This window comes from Chryseobacterium phosphatilyticum (assembly GCF_002899825.2).
GTDB lineage: Bacteria > Bacteroidota > Bacteroidia > Flavobacteriales > Weeksellaceae > Chryseobacterium > Chryseobacterium phosphatilyticum.
Genome location: NZ_PPED02000001.1, coordinates 1,257,259 through 1,277,399 on the forward strand (window position 1 = coordinate 1,257,259; position 20,141 = coordinate 1,277,399).

Consider the following 20,141-nt stretch of genomic DNA (forward strand, 5'->3'; position numbering starts at 1 on the left):
TTTACCTCTAAAGAAAGACTAGATATATAAAAATACAAAACACTAACAAACAGATACTTAAACAAAAATAAAGAGGGTTAAAAAAAGAAAACCATGGAAGGGAGATTAACAAGCAATAGTATATTTATAAACTTAATTATATTTTTAATATAAAATATGATTAAGAAGAAACATTTTAATACAAATCTAAAGCGGTATTGAAAAAACATCTTTATAATAAAAAAGCTTTTTAAAAAAACTTAATATCTACCAAAATAGGAAAGAAGAAAAACAGTATAAAGAAGACAATAAAAGCCATAGGAACTTGCGCCATAACACTTTTAGTTATTCTAATTTTTTGAAAGTAACTTTTAAGCAAATTTCAGATTAAATTACTAGATATTGCTAGAGAGAAATAGATTTAGTAATTCTTGTTTAATTTGACTCAAACGAATCAAATCCTCGACAAAAGTGTTTGAAGATACGCTTGTTAAGGTCACACACAACAAAAAAATCGTAACTTTTTAAGTAGCGATTTTTTTATTATTAATCTTCTTATTCTAAATTTGTATCAGCCATTTTCTTTTCTCTCCTACTTTGAAGTTATTAAGGTGTGCGGCATCCAGCATTTTCACCGTATGGATGTGGGGCATAACGATATTCCTTTCCGGTAGATTTTCATAGATGCCCATTGAGAAATAGAAGATTCCGGATATAAAATAATCAAATTCTTTGAGAGTGTATTCCCAAATGCTTTTTGAAAACCAACAGTGGACTCCTGTATCGATTAAAGCAAATATGGCATCGGGAGTTGCTGTAGGATTGCCTCGTTCCAGCTTTTGTAAATTTTCCATCACACTGCTTTTCAAATCATCATAATCCGCTAGTCTTTTGCTGGCTATTTTTAGCGATTCAGCACTGCCAAATTCAGTATTATAAGTCCCTGGTTCAATCAGCGTTACTTTGATCCCAAATCCTGCAACTTCTTTAGATAAACTATCGTAAATCGCTTCAAACGTAAATTTTGAAGAACAATAATACCCGATTAGAGGATTACTGTAAATGCGAACGGCGCTGGATGTCCCCAAAATATGGCCGTAACCTTGGGCCCACAGTATTGGTAATGCTGCCTGAATCACATGGATAGGTCCTATAATATTGGTTTCGTACATGACTTTTACCTCATCAGTGCTGCCCTCTTCGATGGTTCCTACCAAAAAATATCCGGCATTATTAAACACAATATCTAATCTTCCAAAATATTCATTGGCCTTGTTAATAGCGTTTTGCACCTGTGAGGCGTTGGTTACATCCACTTCAAGAACCAAAACCTGATCGCCATACGTTTCTTTTAAGGGCTGCAATACTATTGATATTACGTGCTGTAGCAGCCACTTTGTCTCCGCGTTTCAAAGCGGCTTCTGTCCATATTTTTCCAAATCCTCTTGAAGATCCTGTAATGAACCAAACTTTTTCTTTCTGTCTATTTTTCCATATTTTAATTATATGACTATGAATGCAAAGTTGCGCCTAAACAGAAATACTTACGTTGCCGGAATGAGGATTATCCTAACCAAAACAAAGAAAATGAACTGCTGGTATTCAGGAACTGTTTTGTTCATCTTATGATTTAAATCTAAATAGGTATGTCCTGGTTTAAACTGTTTGATTTTTTGGACACTTACAATCATTGTTATAAAATCACCTGCCCTTTTGAACAAAGTCAATTAGGCCTTTTGAACAAAGCAGAGCAGGTTAAGCTTCTCTAATTTTGTCTCAGTAATAACAATTAAATGTATTCAAAATGGAAAAGAATAATTATCAGGGAGCTCAACAACAACCAATAGGTTCTGGTTTCAATGCAAAATCAACAACTCATGATGTCATTCAAAACATCGATCTTACCGGGAAAGTCGCCATAGTTACAGGTGGCAATACTGGAATTGGGCTGGAAACCACAAAAGTTCTCACCGCAGCAGGAGCTACAGTAATCGTACCTGCACGTGATATTGAAAAGGCAAAGAAGAATCTGGAAGGAATTGCCAATGTGGAAATTGCCGCAATGGATTTGATGTCTCCCGCCTCTATTGATGCTTTTGCAGAAAATTTTATAGCATCAGGAAGACCTTTACATTTATTGATTAACAATGCAGGCATTATGTGGGTACCACTTCGCAGAGATGAACGGGGTATAGAATCCCAGCTGGCGACCAATTATGTAGCTGCGTTTCAGCTTACCTCCGGATTATGGCCAGCACTTAAAAAAGCCAATGGAGCACGGGTGATTAATGTTTCTTCCCATGGTCATCATTTTGCGTCTTTTAATTTTGATGATCCTAATTTCCTGTATAGAGAATATGAAACTTTACAGGGGTATGGACAATCCAAGACAGCCGTCAATCTTTTTTCGATGGAACTGGATGTGCGGGGACAATCTTCCCATATTAGAAGCTATGCGGTTCATCCCGGTTCTATTGGCGGAACAGAATTAGGCAGGGAAGCTCCATTGGAACTATTTCAAAAAATGGGTTTCGTGGATGCAGATGGCAATATGTTACCTGAAGTAGCGGCATCGTTAAAAACCGTTCCACAAGGAGCTGCTACAACAGTTTGGTGTGCTACCAGCCCTTTACTTGAGCATATTGGTGGAATCTATTGTGAGGATGGGGACATCGCAATACTCTCATCAGATAGTACCGACCAGAAAGGAGTACATCCTTATTCACTGGATGAAAACAATGCCAAAAAACTATGGAAGCTAACTGAAGAGATGACGGGGATCCACTTCAAACCGTAGATACTGATCATTCTCTGAATGTTTTATGTAACTCAGTCCTAAAAGCAAAAAAAAATGAAAAATCTAAAAGGTAAAATAGCCGTTATTACTGGTGGTAACAGCGGTATTGGCTATGCCACAGCCAAAAAGCTAAAAGAAAATGGTGCCCACATTATCATCACCGGAAGACGGAAAGAAGCTATTGAGAAAGCTGCTGATGAATTGAATGCAACAGCAAAGATTGCTGACCAGTCGAAATTAAATGATATAGAAAATCTGGTCAGTCAGGTAAAGGAACAATTTGGAAAAGTTGATATCTTGCTTATCAACGCCGGCATTACAAAATTTTCCACCATTGAGCAGACAACGGAAAGTTTATTTGATGAAATCATGAATGTGAATTTCAAAGGAGCCTTTTTTACATTGAGTCGCTTTATTCCGTTACTTAATGATGGCGCTTCTGTCATTATGCTTTCTTCTACTTCTGCAACCATTTCGCCACAAAGTGCTTCCATATATGCCGCCAGTAAAGCAGCCATCAATGCAGTCGTAAAAATAGCGGCACTTGAACTGGCTTTGAGAAAAATACGCATTAACGCTGTAAGTCCAGGCCCGATAGCGACAGAAATCATGGATAAAATCGGGTTGAATGAAGAATTGGAAAATCATCTGATACAAAGCATTCCGCTGGGAAGGATGGGAAAAGCAGAAGAAGTGGCTGATATGATCCATTATTTAACAAGTGAAAATGCAGGTTTTCTGACCGGAGCCAACTTTCTGGTGGATGGCGGACAATCTATTTAGAATTAATGACAATCATAAAAGAGAGGCACGATAGCCATTTTGCTTCTCTTCCCATTAATTATGAACTTTTAAACAAAGTAAATGATGCTATTTCTTATCTTTACCTTATTGATTTCCTTCTTAAAAAAGCAAAAATCATGGAATACCAAGCCCGATACATTACCGAAGATATAAAGCTTTCAAGCTACGAAGATAAGTTTTTCAAATCGGACATTATGTTTGAAGAACATATGCTGGTCTGGTTTCTTTCTGGAGAAACCAAGATTGTACAGGCTGATGCTACCTATATATTTGGAAAGGGGGATATTTTTCTGATTCCCAGAAATCAGCTGGCTACTATTATTAATTATCCTAAAGACGGTGAACCCCACAAAACTGTGGTCATGCATTTATCATTGGAAACATTAAAGAATTTTTATGCAGATAAGGATATAAACCCTCATCCCAAAAATTCACCGAAGATTTTTTGTTTCAATAATCACCCTTTGCTGGAAAGTTGCCTGGCATCGCTTATTCCCTATTTTGACATGAAGGACATCCCTGTGGACATTGCTTCCATTAAAATTACCGAAGCCATCAGTATTCTCAGATCCCTAAACCAGGAAATCGATCATGTGCTTGCGAATTTTGAAGAGCCCGGGAAAATCAATCTTGTTGACTATATGGAAAAGAATTTTATGTTCAATCTTCCGCTGGAAAAGTTTGGTTACCTCACAGGCAGAAGCCTTACCACCTTTAAGCGGGATTTTAAAAAGGCTTTCACCATGACGCCACAACGGTGGTTGACTCATAAACGTTTGGAACTTGCCTATTATCAGATTACTGAAAAGAAAAAAAGGCCATTGGATGTTTGCTATGAAGTAGGATTTGAAAACCTCTCCCATTTTTCATTTGCTTTCAAAAAGCAATTCGGGATTACACCGAGCTCTTTAGTGCCTTAAATTTTTATAGTTGAAAATCTTCTATCAGTCAATTTCTATAGCTCCATCTTACATTGTTTATTGAATAAATGGGCTAAAAAACATGTAAATATCGTCGGCAATATCAAAATGGTGGTAATGGTATACTTAACAGGGTTCAAACCAGAACAAACGCATTTTAAAGAATTAAAATTCAAATACATATATAAAATATTTTTTAAAAAAAACACTTTAATATTCCTACCAGCGAGTTCACAAAAAGTAACAAAGCGCCAACTGAAGACAGATGGCGCCGTTTTATTTTCGATTTAAAATCATTTCAACAGTTTAGTAAATTTATTTCTTTTCATAATAATTATCCTTTGCCTCAATCCAGTCTTTTTCTAAAATTTATGCTTGATTTAAATCTAATTCATCTGCGATTTCCTGAATTCCAAAGGTTTCATTCCCGTCTGCTTTTTAAATAATCGTGTGAAATAAGAGGCATTTTCAAAACCCAATTCATAAGCAATCTCAGCAACTCCCTTTTCTCCCAGCCTCAACAGGTTTTTCGCTTCGGAAATCATAAAAATATGAATCAGTTCCATTGCGGTTTTTCCTGTTTCCTGTTTCAGTAAATCACTCAGATATCTTGGAGAGACAAAAAGCTGGTCAGCCAAAAAAGCGACATTTGGAAGTCCGTTTTTTTCCGGTAAACCTTCACTCATGTATTTTCTTAACGCATCATTGAACCTGGAAGCCGTTTTTCCCGTCACCTGCGCTCGGTCGATAAACTGTCTTTTGTAATATCGCTGTGCATATTTTAAGATAGACGAAATGTGACTTAAAATAATATCACGGCTGTATTCATCAGGATTATTAAAATATTCGCTCTGAATTTTCGAGTGAAGTTCTAAAATAATCTGCTCCTCTTTTGGCGAAAGATGCAGGGCTTCCGTCACCTCATAATCAAAGAAACTGTATTTTTCAATTTCCTTAAACAGCTCGTGACCGTTCAGATAATCTTCGTGAATCAACAGCATATAGCCTTTTTCTTCAAACTCAAGATTTTTCATCTCGATAATCTGTCTTGGCTTTGCAAAAAACAGACAGCCATTATCGTGATCATACGGTGCGCGACCATACATAAAAATCCCAGATTTTATTTTTTTGAAAGCGATCACATAACAATCTGTGGTAAACTCCCTGTTCCCCAATTTGCACTCCGACAGACATCCGATCATACTAAAAAGCGGATGTTCCGGAGCGTCCCAGTGATTTCCCAAATGGAGCTCGGTAAGGGTTTTATAATGTTGCATCGGTTTAATTTTATCTAAGGTAAATTAATTTACTAAAACTAAAAACAGAAATTATACTCCCGCAAAAAAAGGTTGATGTAACCTGCCGTAAGTTCCGGATATTGATGTTGTGGACCGTGTCCTGCATCATTCAAAATAATATGCTGCATTGTTGGTGCATTTTTCAATAGTGGAAACCAGTTTTCTGTTGCAAAACTGATGTCGTGGTCTCCGGAAATAACCAGAACGGGGGATTTCAGTGTTTTATAACCTTCTCTGAAGTTCAGTTTATCTTCTTTCATTGTTCCGGAACCTGCAAAATATCTCTGGAAAACATCCTGAGTAGAAGGAATCAATGAGCGGTCTAATCTTTGCGCGATTCTGTCGTGAGATTCTTTAGCGGCACTTCTGCTTTTTTCCGAGACGGGTTCGAAAAACAGATAATATTCGTCTTCCAGGTCATTTTCAGGCTTCAAAGCGTATTCAAAAAATACAGGCTCGATCGGAATTGCATTTTCTCCCGGAGGATTGGTTCCGATTAAAACAGTATTCAAAACTCTGTCCTGATGCTGAAAAGTAACAACCTGCGCCACCAATCCACCGTAAGACCAACCCAAAACATTGAATGTATCGATTCCCAAGTAGTCAGCAAGAGCCGGAACCGTATTCGCTACTTCTAAAATACCCAAAGGAAGCGTTCCTTCTGAATTTCCGATTCCAGGATAATCAAAAAGAATGATTGTGTTTTTCTTTGCCAAAGCATCCAAAAACAATGGATCCCAGGTATCCATCACTCCTCTGAATCTGTTGACAAAGAATAATGGAGTTCCGTTTCCGAATTGTCTGTAAGCAATTGTATTGTTGTTGATTTCCGCATATTGGGTTTCTGCGTTTAAGGCCCTTATTTTCATAATGACTAAAGTTTTGATTGTTATTGACTCATACAGAGTTGAGAATATCGGATCGGAAATCATTTCACAAATCAGCGGAAGATTGGCACAAAAAAAAACAGTTATTTTTACCGCTGATCTGGATTCCAAAATTAATTAGTGACCGTGAGCAGCGATACTCACCTCTTTCCAGTTTTGGATATCATTTAATCTTTTGGTGTATACCTCATTGATAACGTGGTACGCAATTTTACCAAACAATAATCTTTGTGGCGGATTTTGATTGTCAATAAGATTCAAAACAGGTTCTACTGTTGCTTCCGGTTTTCCCCAGGTATCCGGATTATCTCCTGTTTCCGCAAAAGCTGCACGAACCGGATTGTAATCAGCAATATCCGAAGAAGTCTGAACTGCAGAAGCTCCTGCCCAATCTGTTGCAAAACCGTTAGGTTCAATTAAAGTGGTTTTGATTCCCAAGTGCGCTGTTTCCGAACCAATGGTTTCGATTAAACCTTCCACCGCAAATTTTGAAGCATTATACAATCCCAGAAGCGGTATTGTCGTTAATCCCAAAAAGCTGGAAATCTGAATAATATGTCCGCTTTTTTGCTTTCTCATTATCGGTAAAACAGCCTGTGCAACCCAAAGTGACCCGAAGAAGTTGGTTTCCATCTGTTCTCTTGCCTGCTGTTCCGTAGTTTCTTCCGTAGTTCCGAATAAACCGAAACCTGCATTATTAATCAAAACATCAATTCTTCCGAAATGTTTTTCTACTTGTTCCGCTACTTCAAAAACTTCTGAACGGTTGTTGACATCCAGTTGCAAAGGAAGAATGCTGTCTCCGTATTTGTCTTTCAAATCTTGCAGTGCAGAAGTATTTCTTGCTGTTGCCGCCACTTTATCTCCTCTTTCCAAAAGTGCTTCTGCCCATAATTTTCCGAATCCTTTTGATGCTCCTGTGATAAAAACTATTTTACTCATTGTTTTAATTTTTTAGTGTTATTTAATGAAGCAAAGTTATCATCAAACCAAAGGAACAGATAGTCCATTTTAGCTGAAAAATAGCACAGAATTACGGAAAGTTTTTTGGCTTGTTCAATTAATTATTTTATATATGATTCTTAAGATGTTCTTCAAAAGAAACCAGCTCCTGTTCAATATTCGGATTTTTGAATACATCATAAAAAGCAAACGTCGGTAACGGCCGAACTCCCACAAACTGAAGCGTAGCTGTGAAAGGCCTGGTAAACTCTTCCATTGAATGATTTTCCAGCAACTGACCTGAGTTTCCAAAAGTTTCTTCCGGAGCGTTCCAGGTATTCACAATGATTCCTTTAGATTTCAGAAGACCGCCTGTTCCGTAGTTTCCCCCACTATTCCTGCCGTCTCCGGCATAGATTTTTCCGTAGCCGCTCATCAGAACTTTATCGATATAATCTTTTGTTTTTGCGGGCATTCCAAACCAGTTGATCGGGAAATGAAACAGGATAACATCGGCATTTACCCATTTTTCGATTTCCTGAGAAATTTCGTAGCCATTATCAATAACCGTTTCGAGAATTTCATACCCATTTTGGTTAAAAACATCTTTACTTTTCTCAAAAATGATTCTGTTAAGGTTTCCTTCTGCAATTTGCGGCCATTTGATGTGCCCGTTGATTACCAGTGCTTTCATTAATTATAAATATTTACCAAGATTAAGTTCTACATCGCCATAGGTTTGTAATCCCTGGTCTAAAAGTTTTTTAATTCTGGTTCTTGCTTCAGGCTCTGTTAATGATGCGAAGAAGGCTATTTGCGTTTCCATAATATGTTCGTTTTTTGGAATAATCACCCTTTCGTTCATCGTTGCCTTTATTTTCTTGATGATTTTCAAATCAAATGAGTCTATTCTTTTTGCTAGGTTTTCTACGAATGCATCCAATTCATCATCTGGAAATGCACGGTTAATCCAACCGTAATCTGCGGCAATTTGTGCATCATAATCATCGCCACTCAAAATAATTTCAAGAGCTCTTGCTTTTCCTGTAAGTAGATGAAGACGTTCCAGCCCGCCGCCGCCGGGGAAAGAACCGATTCCGATTTCGGGTTGTGCAAAAACAGCTTTTTCCTTGCTTGCAAAACGCATATCGAAGGCCTGAATAAATTCGCTTCCCAAACCTCTCGCTCTTCCCCTGACAGAGGCTATGCTTACAAACGGAGCCTGCTCCAGACGTTTGGCAACATCGGGCCAAGATTTTGAAAGTCCCGTTTTTCCCTCACCCTTCGGAAAATCAAAAATATTGACCAATTCAGCGTGAGCGACATAAAATTCTGGGTTGGAACTTTCAAAAACCACTACTTTCAAATTTGCGTTGGCTTCCAATTCATCCATCAGTGTTCTTAACTGAACTGAAAATTCCGGATCGAATACATTTACGGGAGGATGATTAATGGCTACTTTCCAATAGCTTTCTGTTATTTTTTGTGTTGTAAAAATCATAGTAATAATTTTAATTGATATTAATCTTCTAAAGCACAGCTTATTTGTCTGTTCAAAATTAATTGCACAAATCTTGGATTTTTAACACAAATCGGGGAATATCTTATATTTTTCTCTGATTTCTGATTTCTGTAGGAGAAATGCCTTTAATCTTTTTAAAAAATCTTGAGAAATAAGGAACGTTCGTAAAGCCCAATTGGTAAGCCACATCGCTGATATTCATATTGGTCTGAAGCAATAATATTTCTGCCTGCTCAATCACAAATTCCTGAATGAAGCTTATGGTACTTTTCCCGGTTTCTGCACGGATAAGGTCTGTAAGATAGTTGGAAGACATATTAAGCTCTTCGGCAACAGACGAGACAGTAGGAAAATTCGAAACAGGTCTGGATAGATCTTTATAATGATTTTGAAGCAAGCTTTTTAATTTTGAAGAAACGGAAACGGCTTTTGTTGCTTTGTCTTTGAATTGTCTTTCATAAAAAACATCGGCATATGAAAGAACGGCATTTAACAGCGACAGAATAATATTGATGTTGGTATTGGCTTTATTTTCTACCAACTCCATATGAATTTTTGTAAAAAGCCAGGTAATAGTCTCTTCTTCCCCTGCCGTCATAAACAACGCATCATTGATTTCGTAACTGAAATATTTATACTGATGGATTTTAGCAGCAACCGGATTTTGCTTTATGAGATCAGGATGAAAAACAAAAGCATATCCATCCCAGAAAGTCAGGCTATCCCAAGAAACAACCTGTCCCGGTTCGCTAAAAAGCATTAGACCATTTTCTGTATAATATTTATTGCTTCCGTAATTAATATCTCCGGTGAAATTCTTCTTTAATGATATCTTGAAAAGATTAACTTGAATTTCTTTGCTCGTTTTTGGGAAACTGGAGATTGCCTGTTTGCAGACTCTGCTGTCCATCAATGGATGAAGAGGAGCTGAGAGATTCAGATATTTGTTATATTCAGATAAATCATTAAATGTTTTCATATTTACAAAGTTGCAAATTAGTTTTAGAATTTGGATGTAAAGTTTACTATAATCAATAAAATTATAACTAAAAGCCTATCTAAGAAAGCTAAAGTCAAATTATGACAACATCGATTGTTTCAAATGTTTAAATTATATTGTAAAAAATTCATAACTCATTATGAATGAATACTTAAAAGAGAATCAATAATTCTTGTCTAATTTGACTCAATCGAACCAAAACATGAATAATAGTAAAAATAACACTATTTTTATTGAAAAGAACCAATCAAACTGTTACATTTTTAATTAATTATCTATATGAAAAAAATCATTTCACTTTTAGCCTTATTACTTTCTGTTCTATTATTCTCCCAACAACTTACAGGAGTAGGATTTCAAAAGGGAGAAAATGAAGCCTGGGCTATTAATGTCGATCTGTCTACAAAACAAAATGCTGTAGTTTCTTATCCTGTATTAGGATGCGCTGGTAAATGGACCCTGATAAAAGACGAAGGAAAAAAGATCTTATTTAAAGAAGTGATCGAAGAAGGTGCTGATAAATGTATACCAACGAACTTTGTTACTTTAGTGAAAGACGAAATATCTCCATCCGCTTACAGATTTTATATTTTTGAAAAAAAGGAAGACAAAACCCCTTATGCTATCGGAGTTCTTGAAGAACAATAAAAACAGGCTTATCTGAACAGATAAATTATCACAATAATTGGAGCTTCGATTCTTAATAATTGATGTTTTTTTTTTAACCATTCTGCTAAATTGTTCAAGCGGTTTTTATTGAACTCTCAATATTAATCTTTGATGTAGTATCAAAATTTTAAACAAAAAATCCCGGTTAATCCGGGATTTTGATTTTTTATATTCAAGTTTATTTGATCTCTACAGGCACTGAGATTTTGTCCCAATCCATTGTGAATCCATTATTGTTTATTTTATACACCAACGTTTCCTGTGTTGCTGGTAAAGCTTTTGTTTTAACATCAACCCGTAAAGCATCTTTAGCTTCTTCATATTTATAGGCACCCCATTGTTTTGGCTCCTTGTTAAAGATTGCAGTCCATGTTCCGCTTGCTTTAGGGATTAAGAAAAAGCTGTATTTACCTGCAGGCAGTTTTTTACCCTGAACGGTAATATCTTTATCTGTTTCGAAAGTAGTTGCTTCATTGGCACCCGCGCGCCAAACTTTATCATATGCTTCTAAGCCACCCCAGATGGTACGCCCTTTAACAGAAGGACTGCTGTAAGCTATTGTAATGTTTGCATCTTTAATTTTTCCCGTAGCGGTAGCAGGAGGGCTGGCAGGTTTTTTAGTGTCCTGTGCAAAGGCATTCAAGGAGATTGTCATGGTTGCAACAAGAACAGTTGCAGATTTAATGATGGTTTTCATACTATTTTTTGTTTGTTGTTTGTTTACGAATTTACTGCTTTCTGCTTATAAAACATCAATCCGATTGCAGAAAATATAATAACTGCCGCTGCACCGATTACGTTAAGCCAAAGGAAAGAAACGATATCAAACTGATACACGGCAATCACCGCAAGTTCAGATAAAATGGCAGCAATAAATACATTCGGGCCATTGATCTTTTTGTAATAAAATGCGACCAGAAAAATCCCCAATATCGGACCATAGAAAAGAGAACCTAATACATTAACTGCTTCAATAAGGGACCCCATTTGAGTGGCGAACATGGCTACACCGATTGAGAAAATCCCCCACGCTAAAGTGTGCAGGCGGCTATACTTCAGTTCAGTTTTCTCATCAGGAATTTCTTTGCTGAATATCAAATGAACATCTTTTAATGAGGATGCTGCAAGGGAATTCAGTGCCGCCGAAATGGAACCCCAGCTGGCCAGAAAAATGACAGCAAACAGTAACCCGATCATCCCTACAGGCAAGGTATTTTTTACGAAATACAGGAAAATGTAATTGGTATCCGTTTTCTCTGCATTATAATTTGAATGATTGATCGCTTCCTCTACCCTGCCGTGCAGTGCTTTCACCTGGGTCTGGGTATCTTTAAAATCCTGAATTGTTTTATTAAGTTCAGGAGAATCAGTTTCTTTCAACTTTAAAATTTCTTTCGACTCTGCATTAAATTTAAGCTGTAAATCCTGATGCTCTTTTTCAAATACCGCGGCCTGTTCAGGTTTTGTTTCCTTTAAATATTGATAAGAGCGTTCGTTAAAATAAATGGGAGCCGGTTTCAGAGAAAAGAAGGCGAAAAGCAAAGCACCGATCAGGAGAATCGCAAATTGCATCGGAATTTTAACCAATCCGTTCAACAGTAAGCCCATTTTTGCATTGGTATTATCCTTCGCGGTAATATACCTTCCAACCTGGCTCTGGTCTGTACCAAAGTAAGAAAGTGCGAGAAAAAAACCACCAATTAAGCCGCTCCAGATATTGTATTTGTCTTTCCAGTCGAATTCTGTGGTGATTACATTGAGCTTTCCGGATTTTCCTGCCAGATAAAGTGCATCCTGAAAGCCAATTCCATTCGGCATATTCTGAATAAGCAGATACCCTGCAAAAGCCATGGTTCCCAAAATAATGAGAAACTGCAATTTTTGAGTATGAGCAATCGCTTTTGCCCCGCCAACATAGGTATAAATCAGCAGAATACCACCTGTTAAAACATTGGTTAAATAAATATTCCAGTTTAAAACACTTGATAAAATGATACTCGGAGCGTAAATACTGATTCCCGTTGATAACCCTCTGGAAAAAAGAAAAAGCAGTGAAGTGAGTACTCTTGTCTTCTTATCAAAACGGTTTTCTAAATATTCATAAGCCGTATACACATTTAGACGTTGAAAAATCGGGATGAAAGTGATACAGATCACAATCATCGCCAAAGGTAAGCCAAAATAATACTGAACGAAACGCATGCCGTCTGTATACGCCTGACCTGGCGCTGAAAGAAATGTAATGGCACTTGCCTGAGTAGCCATAATCCCTAAAAGCACAATATACCAGGGCATTTTATTATCTGCTTTCAGATAGGATTCGTTGCTTTTTTGGCCACGACCGATCATTACGCCATAAACCACCACTACAACAAGTGTAAAAATAAGAACCGTCCAATCTATCGTACTCATGCCCAGAATTTTGTAAACCAATAATAAAATGCGATCTGCAATACTAATGCAATGGCTAGTAGTATGTACCAGATATTCCAGTTTTTAAGTTGCTTGTTCATTAGTTTTTCTGCGCAGATAAAAAGTTAAAAAATAAACGTGCTGCGCCGGTATTTCCGGCAGGCAGCTGTCTGAAAAATGCCAATGGAGTATAAATAAAATTACCCTTCCCGTATCTGGCATATAAAGTGGATCCCTGAAGAGGTTCTTCATCGGTATCGTGCATTTCAAAAAGTGGTTCATACGCTGCGTCCCATTGAGCAGGGAAATAGGCACCGCGCTCCTGTACCCAGCCTTTAAAATCATCCGAAGTAATTTTGTTCGGAAAGTTTAGTAATTTATGATTGGGATTTAACAGTTTAACTACTGCATTTTCTTCGGTAACTCTCTTATTGGCAATACTGAAATTGTACATTCCCAATTGGTCAACGGTTGTATCCTGATTGGTGTTATACTGCATGACCAAATTACCTCCGGCTTTAGCATAAGACCATAAAAAAGGCATCCAGCGACCTAGTTTTTTCTCTGTGTTATTGGCACGAACACCCAATACGATGGCATCATATTGTGATAGTTTATTTTGACTGCCATTTCCGCCAGGCTCATCTGTGTTGCCATAAAAATCTTCATCTTTCAACACATCTACCTGAATACCTGCAATGCGTAGGAATTCAGGAATAAAATCGCCCGCTCCTTCTATGTAACCCACTTTTTCAACCCTTGCCTGAATATCACCTTTCATTACAGTTGCTGTTGCAGGCGCAAAATATTGTAAGGAGGGTAAATGCGGGTACTGAATTAATATTTGTTTTTTATTATACGTTACTCCATCTGCAATAAAACTGGCATCCAGTTGCAAACGGGATGAGTGTATGGAGGCAAGCTTAGCTTTTGGAATCATATAATCAATGGTAAAATCTTTCCCATTGATTGAATTTACGTTAGTACCGCCTAATCGTTCTCCGTTATACATCAGGTTTAGAATACCTTTATTAAACTGTTTATTAGAATTCATTTTAACATTTAAACTTAAGTGTACATCTTCATTTTCCCTGACCATATACACTGGTTGTGTAAATTTCAATTCCAATGCAGGAACAATGCGCAAGGCTTCAACCACATCACCACGCACCGGATCTAATTTCTTGAAAGATAAAGGAAGTTTAACCTGAAACTTCTCTGAGCCTATTTTTAAACCAAGTACAACATTGAGTGGCGATTCTGCCTCTGGCAAACCGATTAAAGTTTCATCGGGAACAGAGAAAGTTGCTGCGTTCGTAGGTGGTTTTGCCAGCCAGTAAGGTTCTGTGAGTGATGCATCTGCAGGAATCTGAATGTCATGCTGAATAGTAATTAAAGAATCTTTTGATAGTTTTCTGTTGAAACTTTCTGACTGACTTACCCATTGTACATTTTCCAAAACGACAGGATTTACAGCTCTTGAAATCAAATTTAATCTGAAATTGTGTGTATCTCCTGCAACAGCTTCAGCCCGATTGGTCACTACTTCGCCCATAAATCCGGCACAGCTCAAAATGATGTTGTCAAGAGATTTTAGTTTATCTTTTTTTAGATCTGGATCCTGAAGAGCCACAACTTTTTTTCGCAAAGTAAGCAATGCAGGCAAGCTAAGATCTGGATTATTGAAATTGAAAGCGGAAATAATTTGATCTAATGACTGGTCTATATCAGCATTTCCTTGTGAAGTCCAGGTTTTACTTACTCCGTCAAAAAGGGTTGTTTTTGCAGGCTCACCAATGACGGGTGAAAAATATTCAGTCCTGACCCCGGCTACAGACTGTGTTCCCGCACCCTGACTTTTATGTAAACTTCTGCTTAATCCTGCCAGTTCACCATAGCCCATTCCCAGTTGTGCATCATATTGCCCAATGGTAACTTTCAGTTGATTTTCAGCGGTCGTATTAACAGCGCCAAATCGAAAAGTATTCCACAATACACGTTTTGGCTGCCATACATTCACATATTTCAGCTGATTTGGGAAAGCTGTTTGATCTCCTGCCAGCTTAAAAGCTTTTTCTGCAACCACAGCCGAAGCTGCATGTTGCCCATGACCTGCTGCCGCAGTAGGAGGAAAACGGCAAATGATAACATCAGGACGGAATTGACGGATTACCCAGACTACATCTGCTGTAATGCTGTCTGCATCCCATTGTTTAAAAGTATCGGTTGTATTTTTAGAGAACCCGAAATCAATTGCCCGGGTAAAAAACTGCTGGGCACCGTCTAACTTTCTTGCCTCTAAAAGCTCATGCGTTCTGATTAAACCCAATGCAGCACCCTGCTCTGTACCTAATAAATTCTGACCACCATCGCCTCTGGTTAAAGACAGATAGCCCGTTTCTACATTCTGGTCGTTGATTAACCAGGAAAGTAATCCTGTATTCTCATCATCAGGATGAGCCGCTAGGTATAAAACTTTTGGCAGGTGTTTAAGGGTTTTGAGTTCACGGTAAATTTCAGATGATTTTGAAGGCCGGACCTGTTGAGCCGAACCAAAAACCGGGTAAAAGCCAAGGATACATACAGTAATTAGTTTTTTGAACATATGAATTTGCTTTGCGGGGTAAATATAAGTAAATCGTTTTTCTTTCAGCTTTAAAAGAAAAAGCAACACTCTTTTTGCTATGTCAACTTCGATTGTTTTTAATGCTTAAAGTTAAATGCTAAGAAGTCTTACCCACAGAAAATTTCTGATTGATCAGTCTTTAATTCAATTTACTTGTTAAATTTGCTTAACTAATGATTAATTTGCATTAATGGACATACAACAGCTCAAATATTTTCTGGCATTGGCAAAAGAGCTTCATTTCTGGAATACCTCTGCAAAAATGAATATTACACAATCTGCTTTGAGCCGACATATTCAGTCTTTAGAGAGTGAACTGGGTGTTCAGTTGTTTTATCGCGATAAGCGAAATGTGAAGCTTACCCCTGCAGGAAGGTTTTTGCAGGAAAAATGGGGCGAAGAGCTTAGCCAGATGGAATCCTTTCACCAGTTGGCCCGGCAGATTCATTTAGGCGAATCCGGAACGATAAGAATTGCCCACCCCGATTCTATCTCCTCTTCAGTTTTACCTGATTTTATAAAAAAAGTTTCCGTAGCTTTTCCAAATCTTAATCTGGAATTGTTTCAGCTGACGAACGACATCCAGGAAGATTATCTTAAAAATTACAAAATAGATCTGGCATTTTCACGGGATATCAATACGTATTCAGCCATTAATGAAAAGAAATTATGCCATGAAAATCTATCTTTCGTTGTTCCCGAAAATCATCATTTTAAAACCCTTCCTGATATTTCTGAAGAAACATTGAAAGGGCAAAAATTTCTTTTGACAACAGGCGATGATGGCAGCAGCTATGATGTACTGGTTCAGGAAGTGATCGATTTTTATAAAATCAATCCTGGATCCTACATTCGCTGCGAGTTTGGATCGACTATTATTTCATTGATTAAAAACGGATTAGGCATTTCAATCCTGCCGCATTCTTATCATCTTCATCAAAATACCGGAATCCGCTTTATACCGCTTCCCTTTGTTACCGATTTGTATATCCAATGGCGAAAAGACGATCCCAATCCGATTCTTAAAAATATTCTGGAATTAGTTTAAAACCATTTCTATGTGCGGAATTCCGTCTTCATCATAAGACTCCCCCACTTCTTTGAAGCCCAGAGAATTGTAAAATTTCAACAGGTACAATTGTGCACTGATTCGAATGGTTGATTCTCCCAGAATATCTTTACAACCTTTGACAGAATGTTCCATCAGCTGTTTTCCCAGTCCCAGTCCTCTATACTCCGATCCGATAACAACACGGCCAATTGAAGCATCTCCGTAGGTTAAGCCAGGAGGAACAATTCTGGTGTATCCCGCCAGATTTCCATCCACCAAACCCATCAGGTGATAGCATTTTAAATCTTTATCATCTATATCCTGATACACACAATTTTGTTCTACAATAAATATTTCGTTTCTTAATTTTAATATTCTATAAAGCTCGATAGCGGACAGTTCTTCGAATGACTTTACAACAAATTCAATTTTCATTTTTTTTTATTTTTCAAATTCAACTTCATCATAATATCGGTCTGCTCCTCATTTCCGAGTCTGAAAATATGCTTATCAAATTCTTCAAATCCATTTTTCTTGTAAAACCCAATAGCCCTCACATTGTTTTCCCAAACGCCCAACCACACATACTCTACATTTTTTTCTGTAGCTATGGCCATCGCTTTATCATAAAGAGCTTGTCCTACTTTCTTTCCGTGGAAGTCTTTAGAAACATAAATCCTTTCTATTTCAAGCGTATTCTCCCCTTTGATTTCAGTTTGTGCCGAACCTATGTTGAGCTTTACATATCCGATGACTTTATGATCCAGCTTTGCAAAGTAAAATTCGGAGTTTTTATCATTCACTTCAACGCTAAGTTTTTCCGTTGCAAAACTTGTTTCAAGATATTGCGTCATGCTTTCGTCCGTATTATTCTCAGCGAATGTTTCAGAGAACGTTTTTTTGCCAATCTCCTGTAATGCTAATATTTCGTTTTCCGTAATTTTTGTTATGCTAATTTCCATTTTCTATACTTTCCATTCGTAATGTAACCAATCCTTATTTTCTTTTGCACCAAGACGCTGATAGAATCTTTGCCCGGCATCGTTCCAGGGCGCAACGGTCCATTTTATTTGAGAGCAATTGTTTTTTTGGGCCTCATTTTTCAAAGCATCCATAAGCTGTTCGCCAATTTTCTGACCACGGTAATTTTCATCTACATACAGCTCTTTCATATAAATAGAAGGTTTGTTTTCCGCAGTATAAGGAAGAAAATAATACACCAGCATTCCTGCAATTTCCCCTTTATCTTCTGCAACCAAACAATAAAAATCCGGCTGACTTTTTCTAAAGCCAGATTCTTTTATAATTTCAGGGGTAATTACAAAACTGTCAATGTATTTCTCGAAAATCGCCAGTTGCTCCATCAAAACCCAAAGTTTTTCACTATCGGATTCTATTGCTTTTCTGATAATACTATCTGTACTCAACTTAATCAATTTATTGCAGCAAAATTAGCGTGTTGAGTAATGCGAAAAAATGCTAATTTTTGATTATTTGATTTGATTTTTGCATTAAATATTTAAATTATTCTCAGCTGTTTTTGATTGATTACAAAGATTGGAGGCAAAGTTTCATTACTAATTCCCCTTTTTTGTAAGTGGGTAAAGAGGGGCTACTTTATCGCTGATGAAGCAGTATGCTTATACATATACTTCAGCGAATCAACTTCGTTGATTCTATCCTTTGCTCTCTTAGAAATCAACAGTTTCAAAGATAAAAGCTTTACGTTATAAAAATAGACTATCAGTACATTAGTTACCTGCATCAACACCTCCCAACCATTTATTACAAACAACTTTTTATCCTGAATTGGTATCTGCCAACCTCTTTTCTCTCTTTCTTTGAATAATAAGATGTGCAGCAACCAGCATTTGAACCGTACGAATGTAGGGCATAATAATATTCCTATCGGGTAGATTTCCATTGATATCCAAATAGACAATTACGGACATAAAACAATCAAATTATTTGATGCTTTGCCTAGAAGAGCATAATATTTGAAAAATGATGATTGACAATCATTTCTCTTTCTTACTTATATTCTATTTTTGCAAAAAAACTAATGGACAAATTAAGTTTTCTGGAAGTTATTGCTGCGATGGCCGTTTTTATATCGTTACTGCTTGCCACATTTTTGTTAACGGTAAAAACAGAAAGAAAACTGGAAAACAGATTATTTGCAGCATTCCTTATCATTAATGCCATTGATATCAGCGGAATTTTCATGCATCTTTTTGTTGATAGTTATAATCTGAAAACTTTCAAAATCTCTGCTTATTTATTGGTAATGCCTCTTTTCTATCTGTACGTTAATGCTGTTTGTTATTCTGATTTCAGCTTAAAAAGAAAGCATTTACTGCATTTAATCCCTTTCATTGTTGCTAATTTAATTTTAGTTCCAAGGCTTTATCTTTCGGAAGGAGCTGCAAAAGGAAATTTCTTTGAAACGATGTGGTACTCTCCTGAAATGTTTGTTTACCAACTCATCGGGGAACTTCAGTTTTTCTTTTATATCGTTGGCGTATTCATAGTACTCAAAAAATATAAGAAGATTTATCTTGAAAACTACACAAATCCTAACACCTTATTATACAAATGGTTGCTTCAGCTTACCATCATTTTCTTATTCATCCATGTATGTATTATTTTTAAAAATATCATACGCTATACTGCATACAACGATCTGTTTATTTGGATCCATCTTGTAGCAGGAACTTCCTTTTTATTGGCTGCCTGTTGGTTTATGTTAAAGGCATTAAATTATCCTGAGCTTTTCCGCAGAATTGATTCTACCTTACAACCGACAAAAGATTTTGCTGAAACTGTGGAAGCTGAAAATAAGACCGACGAAACAAAAAATGTTCAGATTGAACAGCTTAAAAAATTCATGGTTGAAAAAGAACCATTTTTAGAACCTTCATTAACGATTCAGGAGCTAGCGAATCAGGTGAATATTCCTGTTCGTGAGTTGTCTGTTTTAATTAACCATCACATCAATCAGCACTTTTTTGATTTTGTGAATGAATACCGCATTAAAAAAGCAATGATCCTTCTGAAAGATCCTACGAAAAAAGAATATACGGTGCTGGAAATTTTATACGAAGTAGGTTTCAATTCAAAATCTTCTTTTCACACTTCTTTTAAAAAATATACAAACCAAACACCAAAAGAATTCAGAAACAGTTGATAATTAAACAATTGTAAATAATCAAACTTTAAATTGCAGATAGTCGG

The 20,141-nt window shown here is 36.9% G+C and carries 20 protein-coding genes; 6 read left to right on the forward strand and 14 right to left on the reverse strand.

The window, feature by feature from the left end; genetic code table 11:
- Window positions 1-539 precede the first annotated feature (539 nt).
- The gene (locus tag C1631_RS05850; protein WP_228441048.1) at window positions 540-1,343 is read right to left on the reverse strand and encodes an SDR family NAD(P)-dependent oxidoreductase; all 804 of its coding nucleotides are present in this window, start codon (window positions 1,341-1,343) and stop codon (window positions 540-542) included.
- Between the two features lie 440 nt (window positions 1,344-1,783).
- On the opposite strand from C1631_RS05850, the gene C1631_RS05855 reads away from it, so the two are divergent.
- From C1631_RS05855 to C1631_RS05865, 3 genes are all read left to right on the forward strand, one after another.
- Window positions 1,784-2,776 carry an SDR family NAD(P)-dependent oxidoreductase gene (locus C1631_RS05855; protein ID WP_103248414.1) on the forward strand — a complete coding sequence of 331 codons (993 nt, stop codon included), beginning with the start codon at window positions 1,784-1,786 and terminating at the stop codon, window positions 2,774-2,776.
- A gap of 54 nt (window positions 2,777-2,830) precedes the next feature.
- On the forward strand, window positions 2,831-3,559 hold the full coding sequence (locus C1631_RS05860; RefSeq protein ID WP_103248415.1) for an SDR family NAD(P)-dependent oxidoreductase: 729 nt from the start codon (window positions 2,831-2,833) through the stop codon (window positions 3,557-3,559).
- Window positions 3,560-3,696: 137 nt separating this feature from the next.
- The gene (locus C1631_RS05865; RefSeq protein ID WP_109711483.1) at window positions 3,697-4,500 is read left to right on the forward strand and encodes a helix-turn-helix domain-containing protein; all 804 of its coding nucleotides are present in this window, start codon (window positions 3,697-3,699) and stop codon (window positions 4,498-4,500) included.
- A 386-nt stretch (window positions 4,501-4,886) separates the two neighbouring features.
- Here the strand turns inward: C1631_RS05865 and C1631_RS05875 are convergent, their stop codons facing one another.
- The 6 genes from C1631_RS05875 to C1631_RS05900 form a co-directional block, all read right to left on the reverse strand.
- The gene (locus C1631_RS05875) at window positions 4,887-5,777 is read right to left on the reverse strand and encodes a helix-turn-helix domain-containing protein (protein ID WP_109711046.1); all 891 of its coding nucleotides are present in this window, start codon (window positions 5,775-5,777) and stop codon (window positions 4,887-4,889) included.
- Between the two features lie 38 nt (window positions 5,778-5,815).
- Window positions 5,816-6,667 (reverse strand): alpha/beta fold hydrolase, encoded by an 852-nt coding sequence (locus C1631_RS05880; RefSeq protein ID WP_109711048.1) that lies wholly within the window; start codon window positions 6,665-6,667, stop codon window positions 5,816-5,818.
- A 135-nt stretch (window positions 6,668-6,802) separates the two neighbouring features.
- Complete coding sequence (locus tag C1631_RS05885; RefSeq protein WP_109711050.1) at window positions 6,803-7,627, reverse strand: SDR family NAD(P)-dependent oxidoreductase; 825 nt, start codon at window positions 7,625-7,627, stop codon at window positions 6,803-6,805.
- A gap of 127 nt (window positions 7,628-7,754) precedes the next feature.
- On the reverse strand, window positions 7,755-8,321 hold the full coding sequence (locus tag C1631_RS05890; RefSeq protein WP_109711052.1) for an NAD(P)H-dependent oxidoreductase: 567 nt from the start codon (window positions 8,319-8,321) through the stop codon (window positions 7,755-7,757).
- Window positions 8,322-8,324: 3 nt separating this feature from the next.
- Window positions 8,325-9,128: an enoyl-CoA hydratase/isomerase family protein gene (locus C1631_RS05895; protein WP_109711054.1), complete on the reverse strand. Its 804-nt coding sequence runs from the start codon at window positions 9,126-9,128 to the stop codon at window positions 8,325-8,327.
- 103 nt (window positions 9,129-9,231) lie between these two features.
- Window positions 9,232-10,128 carry a helix-turn-helix domain-containing protein gene (locus tag C1631_RS05900; protein ID WP_109711056.1) on the reverse strand — a complete coding sequence of 299 codons (897 nt, stop codon included), beginning with the start codon at window positions 10,126-10,128 and terminating at the stop codon, window positions 9,232-9,234.
- A gap of 300 nt (window positions 10,129-10,428) precedes the next feature.
- Between C1631_RS05900 and C1631_RS05905 the strand changes: the two genes are divergently transcribed.
- Complete coding sequence (locus C1631_RS05905; RefSeq protein WP_103248149.1) at window positions 10,429-10,797, forward strand: hypothetical protein; 369 nt, start codon at window positions 10,429-10,431, stop codon at window positions 10,795-10,797.
- Window positions 10,798-10,996: 199 nt separating this feature from the next.
- On the opposite strand, the gene C1631_RS05910 is transcribed toward C1631_RS05905, so the two are convergent.
- The 3 genes from C1631_RS05910 to C1631_RS05920 all read right to left on the reverse strand — a co-directional run bounded on the left by C1631_RS05910 (window position 10,997) and on the right by C1631_RS05920 (window position 15,835).
- Entirely contained in the window at window positions 10,997-11,515 is a 519-nt protein-coding gene (locus C1631_RS05910) for a DUF2911 domain-containing protein (RefSeq protein ID WP_103248150.1), read from the reverse strand.
- A 23-nt stretch (window positions 11,516-11,538) separates the two neighbouring features.
- The gene (locus C1631_RS05915) at window positions 11,539-13,230 is read right to left on the reverse strand and encodes a sodium:solute symporter family protein (RefSeq protein ID WP_103248151.1); all 1,692 of its coding nucleotides are present in this window, start codon (window positions 13,228-13,230) and stop codon (window positions 11,539-11,541) included.
- Between the two features lie 100 nt (window positions 13,231-13,330).
- Window positions 13,331-15,835 carry a PIG-L family deacetylase gene (locus tag C1631_RS05920; protein ID WP_109711058.1) on the reverse strand — a complete coding sequence of 835 codons (2,505 nt, stop codon included), beginning with the start codon at window positions 15,833-15,835 and terminating at the stop codon, window positions 13,331-13,333.
- Between the two features lie 211 nt (window positions 15,836-16,046).
- Between C1631_RS05920 and C1631_RS05925 the strand changes: the two genes are divergently transcribed.
- Complete coding sequence (locus C1631_RS05925) at window positions 16,047-16,904, forward strand: LysR family transcriptional regulator (RefSeq protein ID WP_109711060.1); 858 nt, start codon at window positions 16,047-16,049, stop codon at window positions 16,902-16,904.
- Here the strand turns inward: C1631_RS05925 and C1631_RS05930 are convergent.
- From C1631_RS05930 to C1631_RS23955, 4 genes are all read right to left on the reverse strand, one after another.
- Window positions 16,896-17,342 carry a GNAT family N-acetyltransferase gene (locus C1631_RS05930; RefSeq protein WP_109711062.1) on the reverse strand — a complete coding sequence of 149 codons (447 nt, stop codon included), beginning with the start codon at window positions 17,340-17,342 and terminating at the stop codon, window positions 16,896-16,898. The two genes, C1631_RS05925 and C1631_RS05930, sit on opposite strands and share 9 nt — an antisense overlap.
- Window positions 17,339-17,869, reverse strand: a complete 531-nt coding sequence (locus C1631_RS05935; protein WP_109711064.1) for a GNAT family N-acetyltransferase — start codon at window positions 17,867-17,869, stop codon at window positions 17,339-17,341. The genes C1631_RS05930 and C1631_RS05935 overlap by 4 nt, the downstream gene beginning before the upstream one ends.
- Window positions 17,870-17,872: 3 nt before the next feature.
- Window positions 17,873-18,334, reverse strand: coding sequence for a GNAT family N-acetyltransferase (locus C1631_RS05940; protein ID WP_228441051.1), 462 nt, complete (start codon window positions 18,332-18,334; stop codon window positions 17,873-17,875).
- Between the two features lie 372 nt (window positions 18,335-18,706).
- Entirely contained in the window at window positions 18,707-18,859 is a 153-nt protein-coding gene (locus C1631_RS23955; protein WP_165828239.1) for a hypothetical protein, read from the reverse strand.
- A gap of 110 nt (window positions 18,860-18,969) precedes the next feature.
- On the opposite strand from C1631_RS23955, the gene C1631_RS05950 reads away from it, so the two are divergent.
- The gene (locus tag C1631_RS05950; protein ID WP_109711068.1) at window positions 18,970-20,094 is read left to right on the forward strand and encodes a helix-turn-helix domain-containing protein; all 1,125 of its coding nucleotides are present in this window, start codon (window positions 18,970-18,972) and stop codon (window positions 20,092-20,094) included.
- The last annotated feature ends 47 nt before the right edge of the window (window positions 20,095-20,141 follow it).

What these genes read in the sequence shown, in the direction of transcription:
- C1631_RS05860 (WP_103248415.1), top strand. Translation starts at nt 2,831, where the DNA reads ATGAAAAATCTAAAAGGTAAAATAGCCGTTATTACTGGTGGTAACAGC.
- C1631_RS05930 (WP_109711062.1), bottom strand. Translation starts at nt 17,342, where the DNA reads ATGAAAATTGAATTTGTTGTAAAGTCATTCGAAGAACTGTCCGCTATC.
- C1631_RS05865 (WP_109711483.1), top strand. Translation starts at nt 3,697, where the DNA reads ATGGAATACCAAGCCCGATACATTACCGAAGATATAAAGCTTTCAAGC.
- C1631_RS05905 (WP_103248149.1), top strand. Translation starts at nt 10,429, where the DNA reads ATGAAAAAAATCATTTCACTTTTAGCCTTATTACTTTCTGTTCTATTA.
- C1631_RS05915 (WP_103248151.1), bottom strand. Translation starts at nt 13,230, where the DNA reads ATGAGTACGATAGATTGGACGGTTCTTATTTTTACACTTGTTGTAGTG.
- C1631_RS05950 (WP_109711068.1), top strand. Translation starts at nt 18,970, where the DNA reads ATGGACAAATTAAGTTTTCTGGAAGTTATTGCTGCGATGGCCGTTTTT.
- C1631_RS05890 (WP_109711052.1), bottom strand. Translation starts at nt 8,321, where the DNA reads ATGAAAGCACTGGTAATCAACGGGCACATCAAATGGCCGCAAATTGCA.
- C1631_RS05910 (WP_103248150.1), bottom strand. Translation starts at nt 11,515, where the DNA reads ATGAAAACCATCATTAAATCTGCAACTGTTCTTGTTGCAACCATGACA.
- C1631_RS05895 (WP_109711054.1), bottom strand. Translation starts at nt 9,128, where the DNA reads ATGATTTTTACAACACAAAAAATAACAGAAAGCTATTGGAAAGTAGCC.
- C1631_RS05935 (WP_109711064.1), bottom strand. Translation starts at nt 17,869, where the DNA reads ATGGAAATTAGCATAACAAAAATTACGGAAAACGAAATATTAGCATTA.
- C1631_RS05855 (WP_103248414.1), top strand. Translation starts at nt 1,784, where the DNA reads ATGGAAAAGAATAATTATCAGGGAGCTCAACAACAACCAATAGGTTCT.
- C1631_RS05885 (WP_109711050.1), bottom strand. Translation starts at nt 7,627, where the DNA reads ATGAGTAAAATAGTTTTTATCACAGGAGCATCAAAAGGATTCGGAAAA.
- C1631_RS23955 (WP_165828239.1), bottom strand. Translation starts at nt 18,859, where the DNA reads ATGTCCGTAATTGTCTATTTGGATATCAATGGAAATCTACCCGATAGG.
- C1631_RS05880 (WP_109711048.1), bottom strand. Translation starts at nt 6,667, where the DNA reads ATGAAAATAAGGGCCTTAAACGCAGAAACCCAATATGCGGAAATCAAC.
- C1631_RS05920 (WP_109711058.1), bottom strand. Translation starts at nt 15,835, where the DNA reads ATGTTCAAAAAACTAATTACTGTATGTATCCTTGGCTTTTACCCGGTT.
- C1631_RS05900 (WP_109711056.1), bottom strand. Translation starts at nt 10,128, where the DNA reads ATGAAAACATTTAATGATTTATCTGAATATAACAAATATCTGAATCTC.
- C1631_RS05925 (WP_109711060.1), top strand. Translation starts at nt 16,047, where the DNA reads ATGGACATACAACAGCTCAAATATTTTCTGGCATTGGCAAAAGAGCTT.
- C1631_RS05875 (WP_109711046.1), bottom strand. Translation starts at nt 5,777, where the DNA reads ATGCAACATTATAAAACCCTTACCGAGCTCCATTTGGGAAATCACTGG.